Here is a 26,813-nt window from a genome sequence, read left to right as displayed (position 1 = left end):
GGGTGAATGTTTATTCGCCAACAACCGGCATCAGGTGGTCAGCAATCGCATAAAATTCTGATAATCCTCGCGGATGCCCGGATCGGTTTCCTGCAACTCCACGATTTTCTTGCACGCATGCAGCACGGTAGTGTGATCCCGGCCGCCGAAGGCGTCGCCAATTTCCGGAAGGCTGTGGTTGGTCAGCTCCTTGGACAGCGACATCGCAACCTGCCTTGGTCGCGTCACGGTGCGGGTCCGCCGCTTGGACAGCAGATCCGCCACCTTGATCTTGTAATACTCCGCGACCGTCCGCTGAATATTGTCGATGCTTACCTGTTTCTCATGCAGTGCCAGAAGGTCCTTAAGGCTCTCCCGGATGAACGGAGGGGTAATTTCCGAACCAGTGAAGTGAGCATTCGCTATCACCAGACGCAAAGCACCTTCAAGTTCCCGCACATTTGAACGGATTTTCTGCGCAATAAAAAAAGCCGCTTCGCTGCTCAACTTGACGTTGGCCTGCTCCGCCTTTTTCATCAGGATGGCTACCCGGGTTTCCAGTTCCGGCGGCTCGACCATCACCGTCAACCCCCAGCCAAAACGGGATTTCAGCCGTTCTTCCATATCCACGATTTCTTTCGGGAACCGGTCACAGGTCACGATGACCTGCTGACCGCCTTCGAGCAAGGCATTAAAGGTGTGGAAAAACTCTTCCTGTGAACGCTCCTTGCGCGCGAAGAACTGGATATCATCGATCAGCAGGGCATCCACCGACCGGTAGTAACGCTTGAATTCATTGATGGCATTGAGCTGCAACGCCTTAACCATATCGGCCACGAAGCGTTCTGACCGCAGATAGGCAACCTTGGCCTTGGGGTTGCGGGCAACAATCTCGTTTCCGATGGCATGCATGAGGTGGGTTTTACCCAGACCAACCCCGCCGTACAGGAACAGCGGATTGTAGGCCCCCCCGGGGTTTTCAGCCACCTGCATGGATGCCGCGCGGGCCAACTGGTTGGATTTGCCCTCCACGAAAGTCTCGAAGGTAAACCCCTCGTTGAGGAAACTCTGGTGTTTGATGTCCCCTTCAACCTGCACCGGCCGCCGATCGTTATAACTCTTCGGCCGCACCGAGGTTGATCCGGGCACCGTCGCGGCAACCCCTTTTTCCTCTTCCGTCACCCGGCTCCCGGCATCTTCGTGTACCCGGCCATTCGCCCTGGCCGGCACTTCAGACCGCTTGACCGGATCGCTTTCCCGTGGTGCCGAGCCGACAGACATGTTCACCCGGGGAGCCTGGCCCCCGTTCAGATCCTTGAGAACCTCCTCAATCCGACGGAGGTACTTCTCATTGACCCAGTCCATGACAAACCGGTTGGGCGCAAACAGCATGAGCTGGCCCTCCCGGTGATCGGATTGCAGGGGCCTGAGCCAGGTATTGAACTGTTGTGCGGGAAACTCGTCCCGGAGTACTTCAAGACATTGATGCCACATACTGTTTGGCACGACAGCCTGCTCCCGATAACCCTGAAATGTCGCTGAACGGATTGCCTTATCCAGTCCAGAGAGGTGACCCCGGATTCTAACCCGCCGGGCCCGGCAGTGAAAGGGCCAGGCTTCATCCATAAACAGCCTGTGGAAATTAATATTCTTTTTTTTCAAATATATAGAAACTTACCTACAGGCTTGTGTACAGAAAATTCACTGCATGAAAGTTACCCACAACCCTGTGTGTACAGCCTTGGGTTAACCCTGTTAGGAACCCCGGGACGCAACCATGGATAACTCAGGCAAACCCGATCGAACCAGGTTATTCACATTTCCACCCGGTCTTGTCCACAGTGCTCACGGCACCTTGTCAATACCCTTATCATGCGACCAACAATTTGTTTTTACGTACCTTTTATCCCTTATCCACAGAAACTGCCATCCCTAATAACAGTAATAATTAATCCTTAAAGAGAATTCTAAAAAGACTTACTGAATTTATTAGCGAGACAGCACGCACCAGTTTTACCCCGTCGGCATAACCCCCTAGGAATAAACGTTGAATTCCCCCCGCTATTTGCATAGAATGCCGCTCCTGTTTCGGCTGATCATTTTCCAGCCAGTCACTGAATTTCCAACTTACGAATTGTGAGATCATCACCATGAAAAGAACGTTTCAACCAAGCGTCCTGAAGCGTAAGCGCGTTCACGGTTTCCGTGCCCGTATGGCAACTGCCAACGGCCGCAAGGTTATTTCCCGTCGTCGTGCCAAGGGCCGCGTACGTCTGTCCGCGTAAGCTCTGATTGCCTCATGAAGGCTTTGAGTTTCCCGAAATCACATCGTCTACTCCGACCTGCTGATTACGGCAAAGTCTTCGATGACGTGCAGCTGAAGGTTCCGCACCGGAATTTCCTGATCCTGGCGACACCGAACAACCTCGGTCACGCCAGGATTGGTTTGATTTTTTCCAAGAAAAATCTGAAGCTCGCGGTTCAGAGAAACCGGATAAAGCGCCAGGTCAGAGAAAGCTTCCGCCATCAGACGGATCTCCCCGGGCTGGACGTTGTGGTACTGGGAAGACAGGGCCTTGTTACCCTCGACAACCCAACCGTTCGCGCATCCATGGACGACCTCTGGCGACGACTCAGGAAAAAATACACTCAATCTCAGCCATCGCGGGCAGCATCATCGGAGACTGCCGGTCGAGGAACGGGTTAATGCGCAAGCTTCTGCTCCTGCCCATTCGCTTCTACCAGTACGCTATCAGTCCCATGATGGCCAGCCACTGCCGCCATTACCCCACCTGCTCACACTATGCCGTTGAAGCCATCAGCCATCATGGTGCCCTGAAAGGGTTATTTCTTACCATCCGGCGTCTGTTAAGGTGTCATCCCTGGGCGGAAGGCGGGTATGATCCGGTGCCGGGCACGACCAATTCCGTGTGCCTGCAAGACGGACTATCCTGCGTACACGCTGAGCATTCCCATACAACAACCCAGACCAGACAGTAACTCTATGGATATCCAACGTATTGTATTATTTGCCGGCCTGGCTATTGTCAGTTATCTGATGGTGCTTGCCTGGAATGAGGATTATCACCAGCAGCCCGAGGTCGCCCAGGTATCTCAGTCCGCCCAGCTCCAGACCAACGAGGCCACAGGTAATCCGGATGATATGGTGCTGCCGGAAGACAGTACCGGCCTGGACGTTCCCAAACCCGGCACAGAAGAATTCTCAACGCCGGAGACCGGAAAGGCTGTTGTCGATCCAGGCCAAATTGAAACCACCGTGGAAAACCAGTTTGTCACGGTCCGCACCGATGTTTACGAGCTGCTGATCGACCGGGTCAGTGGCAATCTTGTACGTACCCAGCTGCTGAACTACGACAAGTCACTGAACAGCAAACAACCCCTCACCCTGCTCAATAAGACGCAGAACGAGTTATACGTTCTTGAGAGCGGGCTGATCGGCCGTGACGGCCCTGACAGCCTGAAGAACGGCACAGCTCCGGTATACCAGACCCGGGCACAGAACTATCAACTGGCCGAGGGTGAAAACCAGCTGACCGTTGATCTGACCTTCACGACCGACAAAGGCGTGCGCATCATCAAACGCTATCAGTTTGAACGCAACAGCTACGAAATTGGTGTGAAGTACCTGGTTGAAAACGGCTCCAGTGAAACCTGGCAGGCCAACTTCACCGGCAAGATTGTGCGTGACCAGTCTCCTGACCCGACATCCCAGGCGAGTATGGGAATCAAGGCCTTCCTAGGCCTGGTCATCAGCTCTCCGGAAGATCCCTACCAGAAATACGAATTTGGCGACCTTCAGGAAAACCAGATCAACCGGTCCATCACCAACGGCTGGCTGGCCTTCCTTCAGCACTATTTCATTTCCGCGTGGGTTCCCGAGCGTGGCCACCCGGCCCAGTTCCAGACCACCCGCCGCGGGCCCAATTATGTGATGGGCTTTGTCTACCCGGCGACCACCATCGAGCCAGGCCAGAGCGCGGAAATCGGCGCCCGGGCCTACGTTGGACCCAAGGTGATTGATCGTCTCGAAAGCATGGCGCCCAATCTCGACCGCACCGTGGATTTCGGCTGGCTGTTCTTTATTTCCCTGCCGCTGTTCATCGTCCTGCAGTGGTTCCACAGCCTTGTTGGCAACTGGGGCGTGTCGATCATTCTGCTGACAGTTCTGGTCAAGGCGCTATTCTTCCATCTGTCCGCCACCAGCTATCGTTCAATGGCCAAAATGCGGGCCGCCGGGCCCCAACTGACCAGGCTCAAGGAACTGTATGGCGATGACCGGCAGCGCATGTCGCAGGAAATGATGGCGCTGTACAAGCGGGAGAAAATCAACCCGCTGGGTGGCTGCCTGCCCATCCTGGTGCAGATGCCGGTGTTCATCTCGCTTTACTGGGTTCTGTTCGAAAGCGTTCAGCTTCGCCATGCCCCGTTCGTGCTGTGGATAAATGACCTGTCCCAGATGGATCCGTACTTCATCCTGCCGATTCTGATGGGCGCCAGCATGTTCCTGCAGATGCACCTTAACCCGACACCGCCGGATCCGATGCAGGCCAAGATCATGAAGCTGATGCCGCTGGTGTTTACTGTATTCTTCCTGTGGTTCCCGGCCGGTCTGGTCCTGTACTGGCTGACCAACAACATTCTGTCGATCAGTCAGCAGTGGTACATTACCCGCAAGATTGAAGCAGAAACGGCGGCCAAAAAGCACTGACCCGTGCCATCGACCTGACCGATACAGAGGCTCCTTCGCGGAGCCTCTGTTGTTTCGGCCCGAGGACCCACCACCATGAGCCAGAGTTCTGACACCATCGCTGCCATAGCCACCGCACCCGGCCGCGCCGGCGTTGGCATCGTCCGGGTATCCGGCCCGAAAGCCTCGGAGATTGCCGGGCGGATGCTGGGTTTCAGCCCCAGGCCGCGCTATGCCCACTATGGCCCGTTTCTCGACCGCCAGGGCTCTCTGATTGACGAAGGCATTGGTCTGTTTTTCCCCAACCCCCACTCCTTTACCGGCGAGGACGTCTTCGAATTGCAGGGCCATGGCGGCACGGTGATCCTCGATCTCCTGCTTCGCGAGGTCTGTAGCCTGGGCGCGAGACTGGCCCGGCCTGGCGAATTCTCTGAGCGGGCATTTCTGAATGACAAGCTGGATCTGGCCCAGGCCGAGGCCATCGCCGACCTGATCGAGAGCAGTTCCGAGCAGGCCGCCCGCTGTGCAGTGCGCTCCATGCAGGGGGTGTTTTCCCGGCAGGTTGATGAGCTGGTGGATGCCGTCACCCATCTGAGGATCTACGTGGAGGCGGCCATCGACTTTCCGGAAGAGGAAATTGATTTCCTCGCCGATGGCAAGGTGGCCGGTGACCTGGAAGCCCTGATCAGCCGCCTGGACATCATCCTGACCGAGGCCCAACAGGGCACCATTCTCCGGGACGGTATGAAGGTGGTTATCGCCGGACGGCCCAATGCCGGCAAATCCAGTCTCCTCAACGCTCTGGCGGGACGGGAGGCGGCCATCGTGACCGCCATTGAAGGGACCACCCGGGATGTGCTCCGGGAGCATATCCATATTGACGGGATGCCGCTGCACATCATCGATACCGCCGGCCTGAGGGACAGTCCGGACGAGGTCGAACAGATTGGCATCGCCCGGGCCTGGGACGAGATCGGCCAGGCTGACCGGATCCTGCTGATGGTGGATGCCACCACCACCGACAGGACCGAGCCGCACGAAATCTGGCCGGATTTTATTGACCGCTTGCCTGCCAATGCGCCGGTAACGGTTGTCCGCAACAAGGTGGACCTGTCGGGCGAATCAGCGGGGATAACGGCCGAGCCCGGTCAGTCGTCAGCCCCGGTCATCCGGCTCGCCGCCAAATCCTCGGACGGCCTGGAGACCCTGCGCGATCACCTCAAACAGTGCATGGGATTTGCCAGCACCACCGAGGGTGGCTTCCTGGCGCGGCGCCGGCACCTGGATGCCCTGGAACGGGCCCGGGCTTCCCTGTTGCAGGGCCAGGGTCAGCTGGAGGGCTTTGGCGCCGGGGAACTGCTGGCCGAGGATTTGCGCGCCGCCCAGGAGGCCCTTGGCGAAATCACCGGCCACCTGACACCGGATGAGCTTCTGGGCAAGATCTTCAGCAGCTTCTGTATCGGAAAATAACAAGGACACCCCATGCCCCACCGCCTGACTCGTTGTGCCCCCTGGCTCCTGGCCCTGCTAACCGCTGTAACCCTGTCCGGCTGCAGCACGGTTTACTACAACACCATGGAAAAACTCGGTTTCGAAAAGCGCGAAATCCTGGTGGACCGGGTGGAGGACGCCCGGGATGCCCAGACCGAAGCGCAGGAAACCTTTCGCTCCGCGCTGGCCCGGTTCCAGAGCGTGGTAGCCACCCCGGATACCGAACTGAAGGAAAAGTATGAGGAGATTCTCGCCGCCTACGAGGACAGCGTCGAGGTGGCCGACGAGGTCCGGGATCGCATTGATGGCGTCGAGGATGTCTCCCAGGCACTGTTTGCCGAATGGGAGGACGAGCTGGCGCTTTACCAGAGTGACTCACTCAGGCGCAGCAGCCAGCAACAGCTTCGGGAAACCCGGAGTCAGTACCAGCAACTGATCACCCGCATGCATCAGGCGGAAGACCGCATGAACCCGGTTTTGCAGGCGTTCGAGGACCAGGTGCTGTATCTCAAGCACAACCTCAATGCCCAGGCCATCGGTGCCCTCGAAAGCGAACTGGGTAGCATCCGGAGCGATGTAGCTACCCTGATCCGCAATATGGAAGCCTCCATCGCCGAGTCCGAGGCGTTCATCCGCCGGTTCCGGCAGTAGAGGCGATCCCGTCCCGGCGATCAACCGGTAAAGGCCATATGGTCGGGCTCCAGCTGCATCAGAGTCCGGGTCGGGCTGAGCATGCTGGTGGCGTGGGATTGGGCCCGGGGTAACAGGCGCTCGAAATAGAATTCCGTGGTAGCCAGTTTGGCTCGATAGAACGCCTCCGATTCCTCGCCCCCGTTGTCCAGTCTATCCACCGCCGCGGTGGCCTGGCGCAGCCACATGTACGCCATGGTGACGTAGCCGCTGTACATCAGGAAGTCGTTAGCGGCGGCACTGACCAGGTCGCGCTCCTTGCGGGCGGCAAGCATGATCCGGACGGTCAGCAGATTCCACTGGCCGGTCAGTTTGATCAGCTCGAGGGCATAGGGGCGCAGGCGTTTGTCTGTCAGCTGTTTGCGCGCGAAGTTGGCAATCTTCAGGGTGAAGTCCCGTACCGCGCCGCCCCGGGTCATCAGCAGCACCTTCCGGCCCAGCAGGTCGAGGGCCTGGATACCGGTGGTGCCCTCGTACAGGGTGGCAATGCGGGTATCCCGGACAATCTGCTCCATGCCATGCTCGCGGATGTAGCCGTGGCCACCGAACACCTGCACGCCGAGATTGGCGGCCTCGCATCCCATTTCGGTCAGAAAGCCCTTGAGGATGGGGGTGAGGAACCCGAGCTTGTCGTCGTACTTCTCTGCCTTCCTGTCATCCCCTTCGGTCAGGCCCTCCACCATATGATCGGCCAGCCGGGCGGCGTAATAGAGCATGGCCCGGCCACCCTCGGCGATGGCCTTCTGGGTCAGCAGCATGCGCCGGACATCGGCGTGGTGGATGATGGTGTCTGCCACCTCTTCCGGATCCTTCTTGCCTGACAGTGCCCGCATGGAGCGGCGCTCTCTGGCGTAGGCCAGGGCCCACTGATACGACAGCTCGGCCGGCCCCACACCCTGAATGGCGGTGCCGATGCGGGCGGTATTCATGAAGGTGAACATGCAGTCAAGACCTTCGTTTTCAGGGCCGATCAGAAAGCCGGTGGCGCCGTCGAAATTCATCACGCAAGTGGCCGAGGCCTTGATGCCCATCTTCTTTTCCAGGGCACCGCAGCTCACCGCGTTGCGTTCACCCACGCCGCCTTCGGCATCCGGCAGAAACTTGGGCACGATAAACAGACTGATACCCCGGGTGCCTTTCGGGGCCTCCGGCAGGCGCGCCAGCACGATGTGGACAATGTTTTCGGTCAGGTCATGCTCGCCGGAAGAAATGAAGATCTTGGTACCGGTGAGCCGGTAACTGCCGTCGGACTGGGGTTCGGCCCGGGTTTTCACCTGGCCCAGATCGGTACCGCACTGGGGTTCTGTCAGGCACATGGTGCCGGCCCAGCGGCCCTCGGTCAGAGGAATCAGAAACGTCTGTTTCTGTTGCTCATCCCCGTGCAGGAAAATCGTGTTCATGGCACCGAGCGACAGCCCCGGGTACATGGAGAACGACCAGTTGGCGGTACCCATCATCTCCTGTTTCAGCAGGCCCATGGAGGCGGGCAGGCCCTGGCCACCGAAGGCCTCGGGCGCCGACAGGCCCTGCCAACCGCCGCTGACGTATTGCTCATAGGCGTCCCGGTAACCGCCGGGTGTGGTGACCTGGCCGTTATCCAGTGTGCAACCTTCCTCGTCGCCGGTCTGGTAAAGCGGGCTCAACACCTCTTCGCAGAAGCGGCCGCACTCGGTCAGGATGGCATCCACGATGTCCGGCGTCGCGTTTTCACCGGAGGCCAGCCTCTGGTAGTGCGCCGGGTAATCGAACACGTCGTTGAGCAGGAATTTCATGTCCCTCAGGGGCGCTTTGTAAACCGGCATGGAGGAATCCTCTGGGTCTGTCTCGGAATTGGGTCAGGGCGAGCGTGGCCCTCTTGCCTGCTGTTGTACGTCATTCCTGGCGCACTGCCATTGACGAAAAGCGCCGGTGGGACTGTCAGAATGGACAATTGGCTGAAATGACGGAATCGGCACTGGCGTGCCACCGAATGATCGTAAACGCCTCGTTGGGCGTATTTTGAAGGCTGATATCAGATCACCAACCCACGGAAAGAGTGTAAAAGTCATGCAAAGCCTGCTATCCGGGATTTCGAAACGCATACCGGCCCCTATACTGTGGCTGGTAGCGTCGGTACTGCTGCTCAGTGGCTGTGCCGGCCCGTCACTCGACGATTACGCGGAGCGGTCGCCGAAACTCGTGCCGCAACAGTTCTTTACCGGCGAACTTTCGGCCCGTGGCGTGGTCAAGAACTTCTCCGGAGAAGTTATTCGTACCTTTGATGCAGACATTACCGCCTCCTGGGAAAAGGGTGTCGGAACCCTTGACGAAACCTTCCGGTTCAACGACGGCGAGGTCCAGACCCGGGTCTGGACCCTGACCCCCTCGGATGGGGGCTATCTGGCCGAGGCCGGTGATGTGGTGGAGCCGGGAATCATGCGCTGGCAGGGCAATGCCATCCATATGAATTACCTGCTCCGGGTGCCCTACGGCGATGGCACCCTGGATGTGCGGATGGATGACTGGATGTACCTGATTACTCCGGACACCCTGATCAACGAGACCACTATGAGCAAATGGGGCGTTGATGTGGGCGAAGTGGTACTGGTTATCCAGAAAAAGTGAACCGGATTGCCCTTTAGACAGCCCTTTAATCGAAACGAACATGAGTCTGGACACCCTATGTGGAAACAGTGGTTGATTGCGCTGGTGCTGGTAGCCATGGCTGTCGGTGGCGCCGTTGTATTGCAGAACATGGATAACGGAACAGCGGCGGCGGAAAGCGGCGAACGGCCGGCCAGCGTGGTCAACACGTTCGTGCCCGAGCGCGACACCGTTCGCGACGTGGTGAAGGCGGTGGGCAGCCTCCGGGCGCTCAATGCCGTAGAGCTGACCACCGAGGTGAGCGGCCGGGTGACCGAACTCAACCTTGAAACCGGCCGGAGAGTGGAGCAAGGCCAACTCTTGCTGCGGCTGGACGACCGCCAGGCCCGGGCCGACCTGAAAATCATCGAAGCCCAGTTGGCGGATGCCCGCCGGCAATACGATCGGGCGCTTCAGTTGCGCTCCAACAACAGTGTTTCCCAGTCCCAGGTGGATGAACTGCGCACGGCCGTGGATGTGGCCGAGGCCCAGCGCCAGTCGGCGCGGGTCCGACTGGAAAACCATCGGATTGAAGCGCCTTTCGCGGGCGTGGTGGGGCTGAGTGACATCAGCGTCGGTGCCTATCTGACCTCCGGCACCAGTGTCACCACCCTCGACAGCACCGATCAGATGGAACTTAACTTTGCCATTCCCGAGCGCTTTCTGGGGCAGGTGGCCCTGGATCAGACGGTCAGTGGCCAGTCTCCCGCCTACCCCGATCAGACCTTCAGCGGCAAACTGGCGCAGCTGGGTACCCGCATCAATGAGCTGAGCCGTACCCTGCCGGTGCGCGCACTGATCGACAACCCCGATGGCCGGTTGCGGCCGGGCCAGTTCATGTCCGCCACCCTGACCCTGCGGCAGCGGGAGGCGCTGGTGATTCCGGAACAGGCGGTGATGATCCGGGGCGACGAAAAGTATGTGTTCGTGGCGGAGGACGGCATTGCCCGCCGGGTATCCGTGGTCCTGGGCTCACGGATGCCGGGCCGGGTCGAGGTGGTGGAGGGCCTGGCAATGGATGACCGGATCATTGTCACCGGTCAGGACCGGCTCAGCAGTGGTGACCGGATTGAGGTGAAAGAAGGGGAAAACGTGATTCCGGACAATCGCTTCGCCAAGTCCATGGAGTCCTGATCCGTGATCCTCTCCGATGTTTCCATCAAGCGCCCGGTTTTTGCCACGGTGCTCAGTCTGCTGATTGTGGTGTTCGGTCTGGCGGCTTTGCTGGGCCTCCCGGTGCGGGAATACCCGGATATTGATCCACCTGTAGTGTCCATTTCCACCGACTATACCGGGGCCGCAGCCGAGGTGGTGGATACCCAGATCACCCAGGTGGTTGAGGGCGCAATCAGCGGCATCGAGGGCATCCGCTCCATCGAATCATCCACCGAGCAGGGTGAATCCCGAACCAGTATCGAATTTTCCATCTCCCGGGATGTTGACGTTGCCGCCAACGATGTCCGCGATGCGGTATCGCGAATTGCCGATGAGTTACCGGAAGAAGCCGGGGCCCCGGTAGTTCAGAAGGCGGATTCCGATGCCCGCCCCATGATGTGGATAACCCTGCGCAGCGATGTCTGGGACAGTGCCGAACTGAGTGACTTCGCGGAACGGGTGCTGGCCGACCGGTTGTCGGTGCTCGATGGCGTGGCCGATGTCCGCATCGGGGGCGAGCGCCGCTATGCCATCCGGGTCTGGCTCGACCAGGAGCGTCTGGCGGCCCGGGATATCACCGTAGCCGAGGTTGAACGGGCGCTGCGGGCCAACAACGTGGAACTGCCGGCCGGGTCGGTGGATTCGTCCACCCGCAATTTCACCGTCCGGGCCGAAGGCCGGCTGACCGATGTCGAGCAGTTCCGCGAGCTGGTGATCCGCCGCGACGGCAACGATCTTCTGCGCCTGGGGGAAGTGGCCAATGTCCAGATGGGCGTGGAGTCGGACATCAGCCGGTTACGGGCCAACGGCCAGACCGCCATTGGCATGGGCGTGATTCGTCAGTCCAAGGCCAACACGGTAGCGGTCTCCGACGCGGTCCGGGCCGAACTGGTGGAAATCCGGAAAACCCTGCCGCCGGAAGTCACCATTGCCGAAAGCTACGACGAATCCATCTTCATCCGCGCCTCCATCAAGGAGGTTGTGATCACCCTGGCCATTGCCGTCGCCCTGGTGATTCTGGTGATCTTCCTGTTCCTGCGTTCCTGGCGGGCCACGCTGATACCCGCGGTGACCATTCCGGTGTCGGTCATCGGCGCCTTTATCGGCCTGGGTTTCCTGGGTTTCTCCATCAACGTGCTGACCCTGCTGGCGGTGATTCTGGCCATCGGCCTGGTGGTGGACGATGCCATTGTCATGCTGGAGAACATCCAGCGCCGGATCGATGAGGGCGAGCCGCCCCTGCTGGCGTCCTACCGGGGTGCCAAGCAGGTGGCCTTTGCGGTCATCGCCACCACCCTGACCCTGGTCGCGGTGTTTGTGCCCATCTCCTTTATGGGCGGCAATATCGGCCGGCTGTTTGCCGAGTTCGGCTTTACCCTGGCCGCGGCGGTGATGGTGTCCAGCCTGGTGGCCCTCACCCTGACCCCGATGCTGTGTTCCAAATGGCTCAAGCACAGCCCGGAATCCGCCGAGGGTCATCGCTTGTGGGCCGCCAGCGAGAAAGTCCTCAATGGCCTGACCAACGGCTACGAGCGCCTGTTGCGCTTCTCCCTCAACCAGCCCGGGCTGCTGCTGGGCCTCGGCGTCGTGGGGCTGATCGTTGCCGTGGTGATATTTCCGCGCCTGCCCCAGGAACTGGCGCCGACCGAAGACCGGGGGGTGATCATCATGCCCACCAGCGCGCCCCGGGGCTCCACCGTGGAATACACCGACCACTACGTGCGCAAGGCCGAGCAGGTTCTGTTGCCTTACCTGGAAGACGGCTCAGCGAACCGGTTGCTGTCCATCGTCGGGTTCCGGGGTGAAGAAGACAACGCTTTCATGATCATGGGGCTGGTGCCCTGGGAAGAACGAGCGGTGAAGCAGCAGGCGATTACCAGTGAACTGCGCGGCAAACTGAGCCAGATATCCGGCATCCGTACCGTGGCTGTCAACCCGCCGGGCCTGGGCCAGCGCGGCTTCAACCAGCCGGTGGAGTTTGTGGTGGCGGGCCCGGACTATGAATCGGTCCAGACCTGGAGCCAGGAAATTGTCGAGCTGGCCAAACAGAACCCCAGGCTGCTCAACCTGGAGACCGATTTCGAGCTGACCCGGCCGGAGTTGCGGGTGTCGATCGACCGGGAACGGGCGGCCGACCTGGACATCACCATTGAAGATGTCGGGCTGACCCTGCAGACCATGCTTGCGTCCCGCCAGGTCACCACCTATCTGGACCGTGGCCGGGAATACGACGTCATCGTCCAGGCGGCGGACGCCGATCGGGCAACGCCCGCCGATCTGGGCCAGATTTTCCTGCGTCCGCGGGAGGGCGGCACCCTGATTCCCCTGCAGTCGCTGGTCTCGGTGGAAGAAATCGGCGCCAACCCGGATCTTCGCCGCATCGACCGGCTGCCGGCGGTGGTGATCAGCGCCTCTCTCGCAGAGGGCTACGATCTGGGCTCGGCCCTGACATACCTGAACAACCTGGCGTTGGACAATCTGCCGCCGGAGGCGCGGCTCAGCTACAAGGGTCTGTCGCGGGAATTCCAGGAATCGTCGTCGGCGATCTATGTCACCTTTGGCCTGGCCTTCGTGATTGTGTTCCTGGTGCTGGCGGCCCAGTTCGAGAGCTGGATTCACCCGCTGATCATCATGCTGTCGGTGCCGCTGGCGGTCACCGGCGCCCTGCTGGCGCTCTGGTGGTCTGGTATCAGCCTCAACATCTACAGCCAGATCGGTATCATCATGTTACTGGGGCTGATGGCCAAGAACGGCATATTGATCGTCGAGTTTGCCAACCAGCTCCGGGAAAAAGGCTATGAGGTGAAGGAAGCGATTCTGGAAGGCGCCTGCCTGAGGTTCCGCCCGGTACTGATGACCACCATTTCCACCGTGTTCGGTGCCGTTCCCCTGGTGATTGCCACCGGAGCCGGCGCCGAGAGCCGGGCGGCCATCGGCATGGTGATTCTGGGCGGGCTGATTTTCGCCACCACCCTGACGCTGTTCATCATCCCGGTGCTCTACAACCTGCTGGCACGGTTTGCGAAATCTGCCAATGCCGTGGAAAAGGAACTCGAGCGGCAGGCGTCCGGCACCGCCGGGGGCTCGAGCCTGGCGGCGGCCCCCCAGAACCGGGCAGACGATTTCTGATTTCTTACCGGATTACAGAGTGGCAGGGAAGCCAAGCTGGCCGCCAAATACCTCGTCCGGATGGATATCCACGCACAACACCCGTTGCCCCGGCAGCATGGTCGACAGCGTGACGGTGCGTTTGGCATCCGGCAGGCCAACGTAGGGCCGGCAGCTGCTGATCTGCTGGGGCCGTTCCAGGGCGTTGCGGAAATACTCCCGGTGCGCCCAGCGGGCACCGGCAGAGTGGTACAGCGGGTTGAACTTGCCCCGGTGAATATCCGGGTTGGCCCGGGCCAGGTTACCCTGCTGGATGCCCTGGGAATTGAGCAGGAAACAGCGTTTCACCCCGTCCACCTCCAGAAGCCGGCCGCAGGCGGTATTGAACGGCAGTTCCCGGATCAGGGAATGGCAGGCTTCGAGAATCTCGAAACGCAGCAAGCGCAGGTAACCTTCCTGGTCGCGGATATCCTGCAGTGACGATTCACTGGAATCGGCAATCACGGCTCTCAGGCTCTGTTCGGCCAATTCCGCCTGATGGTCACCGAGCCCGCTGGGCCGGGCAAACAGAAAGCCCTGCAACAGATCGGCCTCGGTATCCAGAGCGATGCGGGCCTGGGCGTGGTTTTCGATGCCTTCCAGCAGTACCAGGCTGCCACTCTCCCGGATCATTTTTACCAGGCTCTCGAGCAGCATCCGGGCCCGGCTGTTGGTTTCGGCGTTCATCAGCAGGCTGCGGTCTAGCTTCACAATCAGCGGGTTGATGCGCCACAGCCGCTCGAAGTTGGAGTCGCCCATGCCGAAGTCATCAATGGCAATCTGGAATCCGCGGGCCTTGGCGTTGTGGATAAAGTCCAGCAGGGCGGCTGGATTGTCGGAGGCCGTCTCCACCAGTTCCAGCACGACTTTCTCCGGATGAATGCCACTTTGCTGGCACTGGCTGGCCAGGCGCTCCAGCGAGGCTTCCGGATGAATGCAGGTGGCCGGACTGATATTCAGGAACAGCCACACCGGCTGGGAGCCTGCCGCGAAATTGTCGAGATGGAGCTGCAGCAAGTGTCGGTCGAGCCCGGGGGTCTGGTCGTGTCGGTCTGCCTGTTCAAACAATTCGACCGGGGACACCGGCTGGTTGTCCCGGCTGACCCGAACCAGCGCCTCGTAACCCACCAGTTTCTGATGGGTGGGACTCAGAATCGGCTGGTACACTGATCTGAAATCATAACGGGCGATAATGTCGGGGATTGCCGGGGTGTCAGCCGGGCGATGGCCCCGGCGGGGAAGTCGGACTACGCTGCTCATGGTCAGGAACCTTTATACTGCTGATTCTGTTCGAGCCATCCTGGCCATGGGTAAATAATGTCTGGATGGGAGACCGAAGCGAATTTCGTACCAGATTGTCAAAAATTACGCGCTCAGCCCGGCTCAACGGCGCCAGATTAATCCCTCCCCGGGCCAGCCGGGGTTTCTGCGCACCAGAGCGGGGCGGATGAGAGCCCGTATACTGCAGGCCGCACTAAAACAGGATTCTTCATGGCAACACACAGTCAGTTCCGTTTGCTGGGCCAGCGCCGGTTTCTGCCGTTCTACCTGACCCAGTTTTCCGGTGCCTTCAACGACAACCTGTTCAAGAACGCCCTTTTGCTGCTGATTACCTACAGCGCCGGCGGTTTGATGGGTCTGTCGGTCGATGTCGTGGTCAATCTGGCCGCCTTCCTGTTCATCCTGCCCTTCTTCCTGCTCTCCGGCATCGCCGGGCAGATGGCGGACCGCTATGAAAAAGCCCGGATTATCCGGAACGTCAAACTGGCGGAAATCGTGATCATGTCGGCCGCGGCCCTGGGGCTCTGGTTTGGCTGGTACGAGCTGTTACTGGTGCTGCTGTTCCTGATGGGCGCCCAGTCCACTTTCTTTGGCCCGGTGAAATACGCCATCCTGCCCCAGGTACTGGCGGACGATGAACTGGTCGGTGGCAATGGCCTGGTGGGCATGGGGACCTTTGTCGCCATACTTCTGGGTACAATCGCAGCGGGTCTGCTGATGGGGTTTGAGACGGCCGCCCGGTTGACGGCGGTTGCCGTGGTGGTGATGGCAGTACTGGGCTATCTGGCGGCCTGCCAGGTGCCGGCAACCACGCCCGACGGCTCCGGTGAAACCGTGCGCTTCCGGCCGGTTCTGGAAACCTGGCACCTGATGACGGTGGCCGCCGAGCGGCGCCCGGTTCTGCTGGCGGTTCTGGCGATTTCCTGGTTCTGGTTTCTCGGTGCCGCCTACCTGACCCAGTTTCCCAATTTTGCCCGTACCAGTCTGCTCGGTGACGAAACCGTGGTGACCCTGTTACTGGCCATGTTCACTATCGGCATTTCCATCGGATCGATGATGTGTGAGCGGCTCACCAAACACCGTATTACCCTGGCGCCCGTGCCCTGGGGCGCCCTTGGCCTGAGCCTGCTGGGAATCGATCTGTTCTTTGCGGTACCGGTTGAACCGGTCGCCTCCACCTGGCTGACCCTGCTGACCGACCCCGTCTATCTGAGGGTGCTGGCGGATCTGGTGGGCATCGGCATATGCGGCGGGTTGTTCATCGTGCCCCTGTATGCCTTTATCCAGCACGAAACCCCACGAACCAAGCGGGCCCGGATCATTGCTGCGCTGAACGTGATCAATGCCCTGTTCATGGTGGCGAGTGCCCTGGCCGGCATTGTGGTTCTGGGCCTGTTTGAGGTGAGCATTCCGGGCTTTTTCCTGTTGCTGTCATTGCTCAACGGGGTGGTGCTGGTGGTGGTCTGGCACTTGCGGCGGAAAACGGCAGCGAATTCTGTGGATAATTAGTGGGACAACCGGCGGACAGATATTGGATTACTTATAATTTAAGTAATAAAAACAAAAAGTTAATGTAATTTTTAGGGTGGTTAATCGGTCGTCTTGCATGTGGATAACTTTCTTGAAAACTTTTCTGAGAAGAGTGATCCAAGCCCATGAAAAGGCATAAATTTCGGTTTTCCACTATCCTGTGAATGGCTGAAAAAACGTCCGATTGCCTGCTTTGGTTCGCGGTTGGCTTTCAACGGCCGTTCCATCTGGTTAAAATTTGCACATTCCGACTGCAATTTCCCGGGTGAGGCGTTATACTCGCCGCCCTGTTTTTATACCTATTTTCTAGCCCGATTTCCGAGGTGAGCTGTGGATTTTCCGACCCGTTTCGATGTCATTGTCATTGGTGGTGGCCATGCCGGTACCGAGGCCGCGCTGGCGGCTGCGCGCATGGGTTCCCAAACCCTGCTGCTGACCCACAACATTGAAACCCTGGGCCAGATGTCCTGCAACCCGGCCATTGGCGGTATTGGCAAGAGCCATCTGGTGAAGGAAATCGATGCCCTGGGCGGCGCCATGGCCGAGGCCACCGATAAGGCCGGTATCCAGTTCCGGGTGCTGAACAGCCGCAAGGGGCCGGCGGTGCGGGCTACCCGTGCCCAGGCCGACCGGGTGCTGTACAAGGCGGCCATCCGCCACACCCTGGAGAGCCAGCCGAACCTGACCCTGTTCCAGCAGGCGGCGGACGATCTGATTGTGGAAAACGACCAGGTGACCGGTGTCATCACCCAGACCGGAATCCGCTTCAACGCGAAGACCGTTGTTCTCACCACCGGTACCTTCCTCGGCGGCGTTATCCACATTGGTATGCAGCACCATGCCGGTGGCCGTGCCGGTGACGCTCCGGCTAACTCCCTGGCCCAGCGCCTGCGCGAGCTGCCGTTCAATGTCGGGCGCCTGAAAACCGGCACGCCGCCGCGGATTGATGCCCGGTCTGTGGATTTCTCTGTGATGCAGGAGCAGTGGGGCGATGACCCCACACCGGTGATGTCCTTTATCGGCAGCCGCAGCCAGCACCCGGAGCAGGTTTGCTGCTACGTGACCCGGACCACTGCACAGACCCACGACATCATTCGCAGCGGTTTTGACCGTTCGCCGATGTTTGCCGGCAACATCGAAGGGGTGGGCCCGCGTTACTGCCCGTCCATCGAGGACAAGGTCAACCGCTTTGCCGACAAGGACTCGCACCAGATTTTCGTGGAGCCCGAAGGCCTGACCACCAACGAGCTTTACCCGAACGGTATTTCCACCAGCCTGCCTTTTGATATCCAGCTGGCGGCAGTGCGTTCCATTCCGGGGTTCGAAAATGCCCACATAACCCGGCCGGGTTATGCCATCGAATACGACTACCTGAACCCGCAGGACCTGCGCCACACTCTGGAAACCAAGTTTATCCAGGGCCTGTATTTTGCCGGCCAGATCAACGGCACTACCGGCTATGAGGAAGCCGGTGCCCAGGGCCTGCTGGCAGGTATCAACGCGGCGCTGCGATCCCAGGACAAAGACGAATGGTACCCGCGCCGGGACGAGGCCTATCTGGGCGTACTGGTGGATGACCTGATCACCATGGGCACTTCAGAGCCCTACCGCATGTTCACCAGCCGTGCCGAGTACCGGCTGATCCTGCGTGAGGACAACGCCGACCTGCGCCTGACCGAAACCGGTCGCAAACTGGGCCTGGTAAATGATGAGCGCTGGCAGACGTTCAACGACAAGCGGGAGGCGATCGCCGCCGAGCGCAGCCGCCTGGAAGCCACCCGGATTCACCCGAATACCGAGGCCGGTGACCGGGCCAATGGGTTCCTCAAGCAGCCGATGACCCGGGATCAATCCCTGGCGGAACTGCTGCGGCGCCCGGAGATCGGCTACACACACATTGCCGACATCGGCGCCGAGCACGCGCAAGACCCGGTTGTGGCCGATCAGGTGGAAATCGAGATCAAGTACGAGGGCTATATTTCCCGCCAGACCGACGAAATAGAGCGCTTGCGCAGGAACGAGAACACCGCCCTGCCGGTTGATCTGGATTACGGGGTGATAGGCGGTTTGTCCAACGAGATCAAACAGAAGCTTCAGACTGTTCGCCCGGAGACCGTGGCCCAGGCCTCCCGCATTCAGGGCGTGACCCCGGCGGCGGTGAGCCAGATCCTGGTGCATCTGAAAAAGCGCGACATGCTGCGCAAACAGTCCGCCTGATTGGCTGCCATGACCAACGCGCTCTGGCAGAGCCAGCTCCGGGACGGGCTGGCCGCGATGGACATCGCCCTGAACGACGGCCAGCAGCAACAGCTGCTGGCCTTTCTTGGCCTGCTCAACAAATGGAACCGGGCCTATAATCTCACCGCGGTTCGTGATGAGCGGGAAATGGTGTCCCGTCAGCTGCTGGACAGTCTCAGCATCCTGCCCCGGGTCACCACCGATCACCTGCTGGATGTTGGTGCCGGTGGCGGTCTTCCGGGCATTCCCCTGGCCATTGCACTGCCGGAAACGCAATTCACCCTGCTCGACAGCAACGGCAAGAAAACCCGGTTTCTCAATCAGTGTGTGCTGGAGCTGGGCCTGGGCAACGTCGAGGTGATTCACGGCCGGGCCGAAGCCTGCACTCCGGCCGAGCCTTTTACCCAGATCAGCAGCCGGGCCTTCACCGCACTGGCGAATCTGGTGAACTGGTGTGGCCGCTTGCTGGCAAATGAGGGCGAGTTCCTTGCCATGAAAGGCCAGTTTCCGGATGATGAAGTGGCTGCCCTTCCGGCTGGCTGGCAGGTAAAATCCAGCGAATCCCTGGACGTTCCCGGTGCCGATGGCGAGCGCCATCTGCTGGTCATCACCCGGACAGCGCATTCCGGGTAGCTTTGTATTTGATATTCAGAACCGGTAATTCCGAACAAGGAGGCAGGACATGGCGCGCGTGATTGCAGTGACCAATCAGAAAGGCGGTGTGGGCAAAACCACCACCTGCGTCAACCTTGCCGCGTCCCTGGCTGCCACCAAACGCCGGGTATTGCTGGTCGATATGGACCCCCAGGGCAATGCCACCATGGGTAGCGGTGTGGATAAAAATGCCCTGGAGCTTTCCGGCTACGACATGCTCACCAAGCGGGCCAGCGCTGCGGAAGTCATCATTCCGGCGGAGGCGTCCGGCTTCGATATCCTGCCCGCCAACGGCGATCTCACCGCCGCGGAAGTGGCACTGATGAACGAAATCGGCCGTGAGCACCGGCTGCGTCTTGCCCTCAATACCGTTCGTGACAACTACGATTACATCCTGATCGATTGCCCGCCGTCCCTGAGCCTGCTGACCGTTAATGCCCTGTCGGCGGCAGACTCTGTGCTGATTCCCATGCAGTGCGAGTATTATGCCCTTGAAGGTCTTGCCGCTCTGATGAACACCGTCGAGCAGATCCAGGAAACGGTGAACCCGGACCTTCAGGTGGAGGGCATATTGCGCACCATGTACGACCCCAGAAACAGCCTGACTCTCGATGTTTCCGGTCAGCTGAGTGAGTACTTCGGCGACAAGGTGTACCGTGCGGTGATTCCCCGCAATGTTCGCCTGGCTGAGGCGCCAAGTTACGGCATGCCGGCGCTGAAGTATGATCGTGCCTCCAAGGGTGCTATCGCTTACCTGGCCCTGGCTGGTGAGATGGTTCGTCGCCACGGTTCAAAAAAGACATCCGCGCCGGTTGCGGTGTAACATACCGCCCTGTCACTCACTGAAGCACAACGATATTCAACGGGAAGAATGACTGACACCATGGCGGCGAAGAAACGAGGATTGGGTGAACGCGGATTGGGCGCCCTGCTGGCGGGCTCCAGGGTCAACCTGGACCAGGAGCTGAAAGACCACGACGGTGAACTCCGCGAAGTGCCCATCGACCTGATCCAGCGCGGCCGGTTTCAGCCCCGGCGTGATATGGATCCTGCAGCCCTGCAGGAACTGGCGGATTCCATTCGCCAGCAAGGGGTGATGCAACCGGTGGTTATCCGCCCCATCGCCGAAGGCCGGTATGAACTGATTGCCGGTGAGCGTCGCTGGCGCGCCACCCAGCTGGCCGGCCTGGACAGCATTCCCGCCATCATCCGGGATGTTCCCGACGAAGCCGCCATCGCCATGGCGCTGATCGAGAACATCCAGCGGGAAAACCTCAATCCCATTGAAGAAGCCTTTGCCCTCCAGCGCCTGCAGGACGAATTCGGCCTGACCCAGGCCCAGGTGGCCGAAGCCGTGGGCAAATCCCGCACCACCATCACCAATCTGTTGCGACTGATCGGTTTGTCCGAAGACGTTCGTATCATGCTCGAGCATGGTGATCTGGAAATGGGCCACGGCCGGGCGATGCTGACCCTGGCGCCGGAACTGCAGATGCAGGTGGCCAGACAGGTGGTGGCCAAGTCCCTGTCAGTTCGCCAGACCGAAGCCCTGGTACGCCGGGTCCAGCAGGAAACCCCGGACAGCAAATCCCGGAATAAGGGAGCCGTGGACCCCAACATTCGTGCCTTGCAGGACGATCTCGCCGAACGTCTGGGCGCCAGGGTGTCTATCGATCACGGTCAGCGGGGTAAAGGCAAACTGGTGATCGAGTACACCAGCCTCGATGAACTGGACGGCATCCTCAACCACATCAAATAACCCTTACTGCTTTGGTCGGCAAACCGCTGAACCGGTGTCATCCTTTGGTACCGCAGTGGTTTTCATGACCACTGCGCACGCGTGCCCTATACAGGTGCGTCAGGGGCCTTTCAGGTGCACCACTGCCAGTTTCTGAAAAACCTGACTTGATCTATGTCAATTTCATGCCCGCTCAGGGATTGCATCTTGAAGCGAGATAAACTTACCGGTTGTATTGAACCCCAAAACATTAACACCTATAATCCCCGTGCCTTGAGGTTAGAGTCTCAGAAAGCGCCCGCTCGCAACAGGTGACAGACAGCATGAGACAGTGGTTTTCCGGCCAACCGGGTCGACCAGCAGACAGAACCCGGCCACCATTTTACCGGTTGGTGTGGGTCCAGTTGGCACTGTCTTTGGGCATCGCCCTGATTGCGTACATTGCGGCCGGTTCAGTGGCTGGCTACTCGGCGCTATTTGGCGGGCTGATCTACGCTGTTCCCAACGCGTTGTTTGCAAGACAAGTCTTCGCGTACCGGCCAGCAAAGGCAATAGGCCGGATTGTGCGTTCATTTTACTGGGGTGAAGTGGTCAAGCTTTCACTTACCTCGGTCCTGTTCAGCGCAGTGTTTATATGGGCCAGGCCCCTGGAAATCGGGGTGCTTTTTTTTGCCTTTATCCTGGTAATGATCACGAATTTATTGGCCCCCGCGCTGTGGGGCTCTCACTCTTTACAAAATAAGGCTTGAGAGAAGGACATGGCAGGCGAAACCCTTACCGCACCTGAGTATATCGAGCACCACCTGACCAACCTGACGTTCGGTCAGTTGCCAGCGGGCTCCCGACCTGGTCAGGACCAGGCAATCTGGACCATGGCCCATAGCGGCGCGGAAGCGCAGCAGATGGGCTTCATGGCCATTCATGTCGACATGATCGGCTGGTCCATCGTGTTGGGCCTGGTTTTCTTCGTGATGTTCCGCAAGGTCGCCAAGACCATGACCAGCGGCGTTCCCAGTGGTCTGCAGAACTTCGTTGAAATGGTCGTGGACTTCGTCCAGGACAACGTCAAGAGCATGTTCCCCTACAAGAATCCGCTGGTTGCGCCGATGGCGCTGACCATTCTGGTCTGGGTTTTTCTCATGAACTTCATGGACCTGATTGCGGTCGACCTGCTGCCCTGGATTGCCCAACTGGTGGGCGTACACCTGCTCGGCGTCGAAGCCCATAATGTGTTTTTCAAGGTGGTGCCCTCAACCGATCCCAATATTACCCTGGGCATGGCGGTCGATGTCTTCCTGCTGATCCTGTTTTTCAGTATCCGGGAGAAGGGCCTCGGCGGCTTCATCGGAGAGCTCACCATGCATCCGTTCAGCAGCAAGAATAAGGTGCTGCAGGTGCTGTTCATTCCGGTCAATTTCGTGCTCGAGTTCGTAAACCTGATCGCCAAGCCGGTATCCCTCGGTCTGCGGCTTTTCGGTAACATGTACGCTGGCGAAATGATCTTTATCCTGATCGCGTTGATGTACAGCACCAACCCGGTGCTGGGCATTTTCGGCGGCGGTCTTCAGGTCGTCTGGGGCCTGTTCCACATCCTGATTATTTCGCTGCAGGCCTTTATATTCATGGTTCTCACCATTGTCTATATGGCACAGTCTTTCGAGACCAGTGAAAGTCACTAAAGTAACCAAAGCAATCAATGATCAACCACTAAACGGGAGATAAGACAGTGAGTGAAGCACAAGCTCTAATCATTTTGGCAAGCGGTATTCTGATGGGCCTGGCGGCCGTAGGCGCGGCCATCGGTGTTGGTATTCTGGGCAGTAAGTTTCTGGAAGGCGGTGCCCGTCAGCCAGAACTGATCCCCATGCTGCGTACCCAGTTTTTCGTTGTAATGGGTCTGGTTGACGCCGTTCCCATGATTGGCGTCGGTTTGGGTCTGTACATCCTGTTCGTAATGGCAGGCTAAGTACCCGAAAACCACCTTATTCATTCCATATACTGGAGAAGCGGTGTGAGTTTTAACCTTACATTTATCGGTCAAATGATCGCGTTTGCCGTGTTTGTATGGCTATCCATGCGCTATGTATGGACTCCGATCACCAAAGCCATGGACGAACGGCAGGAAAAAATTGCCGATGGCTTGAGCGCAGCAGACCGCGCCAATCGTGATCTGGAGCTGGCTCAGGAAAAAGCTGAGCAGGAGCTGAGGCAAGCCAAGCGGCAAGCAGCGGAGATCATTGAGCAAGCCAATCGTCGTTCCGCTCAATTGGTCGACGAGGCGAAACAGAATGCGCGTCTGGAAGGAGAGCGCCTGCTGACCCAGGCTCGCGCTGAGGTTGATCGTGAACAAAACAGCGCGAAGGAAGTTCTTCGTGCCGAACTGGCTTCACTGGTCATCCAGGGTGCAGAGAAGATTCTGGAATCCTCTGTCGACGCCAAAGTTCATAGCGAGATGCTGGATAAGCTTTCTGCGCAATTGTAAACGAGGTTTGACATGGCAGAGTTGATAACGCTAGCCCGGCCTTACGCCAACGCCGTGTTTGCAGCAGCGCAGCAGTCAGAGCAGATGGACGAATGGTCAGACATGCTGGCCTTCGCCGCCGCGGTGGCCAGTGACTCGCAAGCAAAGGCGCTGGTTACCCATCCGACACTTCCGGATGAGCAGAAGGCGGCGGCATTTGCGGATTTCTGCGAAGGCAAGTTGTCTGAACAGGGGCAGAACCTGATAGCGCTCCTGGCTGAGAACAGACGTTTGCTTCTCTTGCCGGAAATCATGGTCCTGTTCGAGGGGTTGCGGTCGCAGCTTGATCGGTCCGTCAGTGTTGAACTGACAACGCCTATCGAACTGACGGAAGAACAGCAGGGCAAGCTGGTCGAGGCTCTCTCCCGTAAGCTGGACCGCAAAGTGAACCTGTCTACCGCTATGGATAAAACGCTCATTGGTGGGGTCGTGATTCGCGCGGGCGACGTGGTCATCGACGCCTCTGTTCGGGGTAAGCTGAAGAAATTAGCGGAAGCGATCGGCTCCTGATTTCAGATAACGGTTTGAGGATAAAGGCATGCAGCAACTGAATCCATCCGAGATCAGTGACATCATCAAGAAGAGGATCGAAAAACTCGATATCTCTTCCGAAGCACGCAATGAAGGCACCATTCTGTCTGTATCGGACGGCATCGTGCTCATTCACGGTCTCGCTGACGTTATGTACGGCGAGATGATTGAATTCGACAACGGCGTGTTCGGCATGGCGCTCAACCTTGAGCGTGATTCCGTCGGCGCGGTTGTCCTCGGTGACTACGAAGACCTGGCGGAAGGCCAGAAGGTTCGTTGTACCGGCCGCATCCTGGAAGTGCCGGTAGGTCCGGAACTGCTGGGACGCGTGGTTGACGGTCTGGGTAATCCGATCGATGGCAAGGGTGATCTGGGCGCGGCCCTGACCTCCCCCATCGAGAAAGTGGCACCCGGCGTTATCGCCCGTCAGTCGGTTGATGAGCCGGTGCAGACCGGTCTCAAGGCCATCGACACCATGGTGCCGATTGGTCGTGGTCAGCGGGAGCTGATCATCGGCGACCGTCAGATCGGTAAAACAGCCGTTGCCATCGACGCGATCATCAACCAGAAAGATACCGGTATCAAGTGTATCTACGTAGCGGTCGGGCAGAAGCAGTCCTCCATCGCGGCGGTTGTGCGCAAGCTCGAAGAACACGGCGCTATGGCTCACACCATCGTGGTTGCTGCAGGTGCTGCCGATCCGGCCGCCATGCAGTTCCTGGCGCCCTACGCCGGCACCTCCATGGGTGAATACTTCCGGGATCGTGGCGAAGACGCGCTGATCGTATACGATGACCTCAGTAAGCAGGCCGTGGCTTATCGCCAGATCTCCCTGCTGCTGCGTCGTCCGCCGGGCCGTGAAGCCTACCCGGGTGACGTCTTCTACCTGCACTCTCGTCTGCTGGAGCGTGCGTCCCGCGTTAACGCCGATTACGTTGAGCAACTGACCAACGGTGAAGTGACAGGCAAGACCGGTTCTCTGACAGCCCTGCCGATCATCGAAACACAGGCCGGTGACGTGTCTGCGTTCGTTCCGACCAACGTGATCTCGATCACCGACGGTCAGATCTTCCTTGAGACCAACCTGTTCAACTCCGGCATCCGTCCGGCGATGAACGCTGGTATCTCGGTATCGCGGGTCGGTGGTTCAGCACAGACCAAGATCATGAAAAAGCTCGGCGGCAACATCCGTCTGGCCCTGGCCCAGTACCGGGAACTGGCGGCATTCGCCCAGTTTGCATCGGATCTGGACGAGGCCACCCGTAAGCAGCTCGAGCACGGTCAGCGCGTGACTGAACTGATGAAACAGAACCAGTACAGCCCGATGTCGGTGGCTGAAATGGGGACTGTTCTGTACGCAGCCAACGAAGGCTTCCTGGATGACGTTGATGTGGAAAAGGTTGTGGCATTTGAAGCAGCCCTGATGAGCTACATGCGAGGCGAACAGGCCGAGCTGCTGGCGCAGATCAACGAAAAAGGCGATTACAACGATGAAATCGCTGCAAGCCTGAAAGCTGCAATCGAGAAATTCAAGAACACCCAGACCTGGTAACCGGAAGGCCCGTCCGCGGACGGGCCTGCCAGCTTCGGGCAGGGGTGTCTAACTTGATAAGGCAGTGAGTTATGGCCGTCGGAAAAGAAATACGTAACCAGATTTCAAGCATCAAAAGCACGCAGAAGATCACCAGCGCCATGGAAATGGTCGCAGCGAGCAAGATGCGCAAGGCGCAGGAGCGTATGCAGCGGACCCGTCCGTATGCAGAGAAAATGCGGCAGGTGATCAAGCATGTCGCCAGAGCCAATCCGGAGTACCGGCACCCCTTCATGGTGGACCGGGAAGTCAACCGGGTCGGCTTTATTGTCGTGTCCACGGATCGTGGTCTTTGCGGTGGCCTCAACGGCAACCTGTTCAGGTCCCTGGTTCGCGAGATGCGTGCGTGGAAAGACAAAGGCGTCGAAGCTGACCTGTGCGCCATTGGTCAGAAGGGTGCGTCTTTCTTTCGGAGCTATGGCGGCAACGTTGTTGCGGCACTGACCCATATCGGTGACAGCCCAAGTTCTGAAAAACTCATCGGCAACGTCAAGGTTATGCTGGATGCCTTCGAGGAAGGCAAGATCGATCGTCTGTTCCTGGTGAGCAACGAGTTCGTCAACACCATGACCCAGAGCCCTCAGGTGGAGCAGTTGCTGCCCCTGCCCGAGGACGACTCTGAAGAAAAAGAGATCAAGAGCCAGTGGGATTATCTCTACGAGCCCGATGCCCGACCGATTCTTAACGGTCTCCTGACACGGTACATTGAATCCCAGGTGTATCAGGGTGTTGTGGAAAACCTGGCGTGCGAACAGGCCGCGCGGATGATCGCGATGAAGAGCGCGACAGATAACGCCGGGAGCATCATTGATGAGCTGCAACTGGCCTATAACAAGGCGCGTCAGGCAGCCATTACCCAAGAGATATCGGAGATTGTGAGCGGTGCCGCTTCGGTCTGATCCGGCCCACAATCCAACTGGTTTTATTGACTATCAAG

At 58.9% G+C, this 26,813-nt stretch carries 24 protein-coding genes; 21 read left to right on the top strand and 3 right to left on the bottom strand.

Annotated features, from left to right (window positions below):
* Window positions 1-30: 30 nt before the first annotated feature.
* On the bottom strand, window positions 31-1,485 hold the full coding sequence (gene dnaA / locus msub_RS15615; RefSeq protein WP_048497157.1) for a chromosomal replication initiator protein DnaA: 1,455 nt from the start codon (window positions 1,483-1,485) through the stop codon (window positions 31-33).
* Window positions 1,486-2,129: 644 nt separating this feature from the next.
* Here dnaA and rpmH point away from each other — a divergent pair.
* The 6 genes from rpmH to msub_RS15585 all read left to right on the top strand — a co-directional run bounded on the left by rpmH (window position 2,130) and on the right by msub_RS15585 (window position 6,829).
* Window positions 2,130-2,264 carry a 50S ribosomal protein L34 gene (gene rpmH, locus msub_RS21255; protein WP_082146510.1) on the top strand — a complete coding sequence of 45 codons (135 nt, stop codon included), beginning with the start codon at window positions 2,130-2,132 and terminating at the stop codon, window positions 2,262-2,264.
* A gap of 14 nt (window positions 2,265-2,278) precedes the next feature.
* A complete protein-coding gene (rnpA, locus tag msub_RS21250) occupies window positions 2,279-2,686 on the top strand; it encodes a ribonuclease P protein component (RefSeq protein WP_082146509.1) in 408 nt (135 codons plus the stop codon).
* A complete protein-coding gene (gene yidD, locus msub_RS15600; RefSeq protein ID WP_048496864.1) occupies window positions 2,686-2,979 on the top strand; it encodes a membrane protein insertion efficiency factor YidD in 294 nt (97 codons plus the stop codon). Before rnpA ends, yidD begins: the two co-directional genes overlap by 1 nt.
* 4 nt (window positions 2,980-2,983) lie before the next feature.
* Window positions 2,984-4,708 (top strand): membrane protein insertase YidC, encoded by a 1,725-nt coding sequence (gene yidC / locus msub_RS15595; protein ID WP_048496863.1) that lies wholly within the window; start codon window positions 2,984-2,986, stop codon window positions 4,706-4,708.
* Window positions 4,709-4,783: 75 nt separating this feature from the next.
* Window positions 4,784-6,157, top strand: a complete 1,374-nt coding sequence (mnmE, locus tag msub_RS15590; protein ID WP_048496862.1) for a tRNA uridine-5-carboxymethylaminomethyl(34) synthesis GTPase MnmE — start codon at window positions 4,784-4,786, stop codon at window positions 6,155-6,157.
* A gap of 12 nt (window positions 6,158-6,169) precedes the next feature.
* Window positions 6,170-6,829: a DUF2959 domain-containing protein gene (locus msub_RS15585; RefSeq protein ID WP_048496861.1), complete on the top strand. Its 660-nt coding sequence runs from the start codon at window positions 6,170-6,172 to the stop codon at window positions 6,827-6,829.
* Between the two features lie 20 nt (window positions 6,830-6,849).
* Here the strand turns inward: msub_RS15585 and msub_RS15580 are convergent, their stop codons facing one another.
* Window positions 6,850-8,670, bottom strand: a complete 1,821-nt coding sequence (locus tag msub_RS15580; protein ID WP_048496860.1) for an acyl-CoA dehydrogenase C-terminal domain-containing protein — start codon at window positions 8,668-8,670, stop codon at window positions 6,850-6,852.
* A 244-nt stretch (window positions 8,671-8,914) separates the two neighbouring features.
* On the opposite strand from msub_RS15580, the gene msub_RS15575 reads away from it, so the two are divergent.
* The 3 genes from msub_RS15575 to msub_RS15565 are packed head-to-tail and all read left to right on the top strand — an operon-like array spanning window position 8,915 to window position 13,774.
* Window positions 8,915-9,472, top strand: coding sequence for a DUF3833 domain-containing protein (locus tag msub_RS15575; RefSeq protein WP_048496859.1), 558 nt, complete (start codon window positions 8,915-8,917; stop codon window positions 9,470-9,472).
* 57 nt (window positions 9,473-9,529) lie between these two features.
* Window positions 9,530-10,624, top strand: coding sequence for an efflux RND transporter periplasmic adaptor subunit (locus msub_RS15570; protein WP_048496858.1), 1,095 nt, complete (start codon window positions 9,530-9,532; stop codon window positions 10,622-10,624).
* 3 nt (window positions 10,625-10,627) lie between these two features.
* On the top strand, window positions 10,628-13,774 hold the full coding sequence (locus msub_RS15565; RefSeq protein ID WP_048496857.1) for an efflux RND transporter permease subunit: 3,147 nt from the start codon (window positions 10,628-10,630) through the stop codon (window positions 13,772-13,774).
* Window positions 13,775-13,786: 12 nt separating this feature from the next.
* Here the strand turns inward: msub_RS15565 and msub_RS15560 are convergent, their stop codons facing one another.
* Window positions 13,787-15,052 (bottom strand): EAL domain-containing protein, encoded by a 1,266-nt coding sequence (locus tag msub_RS15560; RefSeq protein ID WP_048496856.1) that lies wholly within the window; start codon window positions 15,050-15,052, stop codon window positions 13,787-13,789.
* A gap of 231 nt (window positions 15,053-15,283) precedes the next feature.
* On the opposite strand from msub_RS15560, the gene msub_RS15555 reads away from it, so the two are divergent.
* The 12 genes from msub_RS15555 to atpG all read left to right on the top strand — a co-directional run bounded on the left by msub_RS15555 (window position 15,284) and on the right by atpG (window position 26,775).
* Window positions 15,284-16,582, top strand: coding sequence for an MFS transporter (locus msub_RS15555; protein ID WP_048496855.1), 1,299 nt, complete (start codon window positions 15,284-15,286; stop codon window positions 16,580-16,582).
* Window positions 16,583-16,933: 351 nt separating this feature from the next.
* Entirely contained in the window at window positions 16,934-18,820 is a 1,887-nt protein-coding gene (gene mnmG / locus msub_RS15550; RefSeq protein ID WP_048496854.1) for a tRNA uridine-5-carboxymethylaminomethyl(34) synthesis enzyme MnmG, read from the top strand.
* Between the two features lie 9 nt (window positions 18,821-18,829).
* A complete protein-coding gene (rsmG, locus tag msub_RS15545; protein ID WP_048497156.1) occupies window positions 18,830-19,474 on the top strand; it encodes a 16S rRNA (guanine(527)-N(7))-methyltransferase RsmG in 645 nt (214 codons plus the stop codon).
* Between the two features lie 49 nt (window positions 19,475-19,523).
* Complete coding sequence (locus tag msub_RS15540; RefSeq protein WP_048496853.1) at window positions 19,524-20,318, top strand: ParA family protein; 795 nt, start codon at window positions 19,524-19,526, stop codon at window positions 20,316-20,318.
* 60 nt (window positions 20,319-20,378) lie between these two features.
* Window positions 20,379-21,254, top strand: coding sequence for a ParB/RepB/Spo0J family partition protein (locus msub_RS15535; protein WP_048497155.1), 876 nt, complete (start codon window positions 20,379-20,381; stop codon window positions 21,252-21,254).
* Window positions 21,255-21,556: 302 nt separating this feature from the next.
* Window positions 21,557-21,982, top strand: a complete 426-nt coding sequence (locus msub_RS15530; RefSeq protein ID WP_048496852.1) for an ATP synthase subunit I — start codon at window positions 21,557-21,559, stop codon at window positions 21,980-21,982.
* 9 nt (window positions 21,983-21,991) lie between these two features.
* On the top strand, window positions 21,992-22,912 hold the full coding sequence (atpB, locus tag msub_RS15525) for a F0F1 ATP synthase subunit A (protein ID WP_048496851.1): 921 nt from the start codon (window positions 21,992-21,994) through the stop codon (window positions 22,910-22,912).
* Window positions 22,913-22,959: 47 nt separating this feature from the next.
* Window positions 22,960-23,199, top strand: a complete 240-nt coding sequence (gene atpE / locus msub_RS15520) for a F0F1 ATP synthase subunit C (protein WP_082146508.1) — start codon at window positions 22,960-22,962, stop codon at window positions 23,197-23,199.
* A 45-nt stretch (window positions 23,200-23,244) separates the two neighbouring features.
* Entirely contained in the window at window positions 23,245-23,715 is a 471-nt protein-coding gene (locus msub_RS15515; RefSeq protein WP_048496849.1) for a F0F1 ATP synthase subunit B, read from the top strand.
* 12 nt (window positions 23,716-23,727) lie between these two features.
* A complete protein-coding gene (locus tag msub_RS15510) occupies window positions 23,728-24,264 on the top strand; it encodes a F0F1 ATP synthase subunit delta (protein WP_048496848.1) in 537 nt (178 codons plus the stop codon).
* Between the two features lie 28 nt (window positions 24,265-24,292).
* The gene (gene atpA / locus msub_RS15505; protein WP_048496847.1) at window positions 24,293-25,837 is read left to right on the top strand and encodes a F0F1 ATP synthase subunit alpha; all 1,545 of its coding nucleotides are present in this window, start codon (window positions 24,293-24,295) and stop codon (window positions 25,835-25,837) included.
* A gap of 71 nt (window positions 25,838-25,908) precedes the next feature.
* Window positions 25,909-26,775 (top strand): F0F1 ATP synthase subunit gamma, encoded by an 867-nt coding sequence (gene atpG, locus msub_RS15500; protein WP_048496846.1) that lies wholly within the window; start codon window positions 25,909-25,911, stop codon window positions 26,773-26,775.
* Window positions 26,776-26,813 lie beyond the last annotated feature (38 nt).

Origin of the sequence: Marinobacter subterrani, from assembly GCF_001045555.1 — a bacterium.
In the GTDB taxonomy this organism is placed as follows: Bacteria; Pseudomonadota; Gammaproteobacteria; order Pseudomonadales; family Oleiphilaceae; genus Marinobacter; species Marinobacter subterrani.
Note: the sequence above shows the minus strand (reverse complement) of the source record. Positions and strands in the feature narration are given on the sequence as shown.

Bases quoted from the DNA above. Each gene is read 5' to 3' on its own strand.
- rpmH (WP_082146510.1), top strand. From the start codon at position 2,130: ATGAAAAGAACGTTTCAACCAAGCGTCCTGAAGCGTAAGCGCGTTCAC.
- rnpA (WP_082146509.1), top strand. From the start codon at position 2,279: ATGAAGGCTTTGAGTTTCCCGAAATCACATCGTCTACTCCGACCTGCT.
- yidD (WP_048496864.1), top strand. From the start codon at position 2,686: ATGCGCAAGCTTCTGCTCCTGCCCATTCGCTTCTACCAGTACGCTATC.
- yidC (WP_048496863.1), top strand. From the start codon at position 2,984: ATGGATATCCAACGTATTGTATTATTTGCCGGCCTGGCTATTGTCAGT.
- mnmE (WP_048496862.1), top strand. From the start codon at position 4,784: ATGAGCCAGAGTTCTGACACCATCGCTGCCATAGCCACCGCACCCGGC.
- msub_RS15585 (WP_048496861.1), top strand. From the start codon at position 6,170: ATGCCCCACCGCCTGACTCGTTGTGCCCCCTGGCTCCTGGCCCTGCTA.
- msub_RS15580 (WP_048496860.1), bottom strand. From the start codon at position 8,670: ATGCCGGTTTACAAAGCGCCCCTGAGGGACATGAAATTCCTGCTCAAC.
- msub_RS15575 (WP_048496859.1), top strand. From the start codon at position 8,915: ATGCAAAGCCTGCTATCCGGGATTTCGAAACGCATACCGGCCCCTATA.
- msub_RS15570 (WP_048496858.1), top strand. From the start codon at position 9,530: ATGTGGAAACAGTGGTTGATTGCGCTGGTGCTGGTAGCCATGGCTGTC.
- msub_RS15560 (WP_048496856.1), bottom strand. From the start codon at position 15,052: ATGAGCAGCGTAGTCCGACTTCCCCGCCGGGGCCATCGCCCGGCTGAC.
- msub_RS15555 (WP_048496855.1), top strand. From the start codon at position 15,284: ATGGCAACACACAGTCAGTTCCGTTTGCTGGGCCAGCGCCGGTTTCTG.
- rsmG (WP_048497156.1), top strand. From the start codon at position 18,830: ATGACCAACGCGCTCTGGCAGAGCCAGCTCCGGGACGGGCTGGCCGCG.
- msub_RS15540 (WP_048496853.1), top strand. From the start codon at position 19,524: ATGGCGCGCGTGATTGCAGTGACCAATCAGAAAGGCGGTGTGGGCAAA.
- msub_RS15535 (WP_048497155.1), top strand. From the start codon at position 20,379: ATGGCGGCGAAGAAACGAGGATTGGGTGAACGCGGATTGGGCGCCCTG.
- msub_RS15530 (WP_048496852.1), top strand. From the start codon at position 21,557: ATGAGACAGTGGTTTTCCGGCCAACCGGGTCGACCAGCAGACAGAACC.
- atpB (WP_048496851.1), top strand. From the start codon at position 21,992: ATGGCAGGCGAAACCCTTACCGCACCTGAGTATATCGAGCACCACCTG.
- msub_RS15510 (WP_048496848.1), top strand. From the start codon at position 23,728: ATGGCAGAGTTGATAACGCTAGCCCGGCCTTACGCCAACGCCGTGTTT.
- atpA (WP_048496847.1), top strand. From the start codon at position 24,293: ATGCAGCAACTGAATCCATCCGAGATCAGTGACATCATCAAGAAGAGG.
- atpG (WP_048496846.1), top strand. From the start codon at position 25,909: ATGGCCGTCGGAAAAGAAATACGTAACCAGATTTCAAGCATCAAAAGC.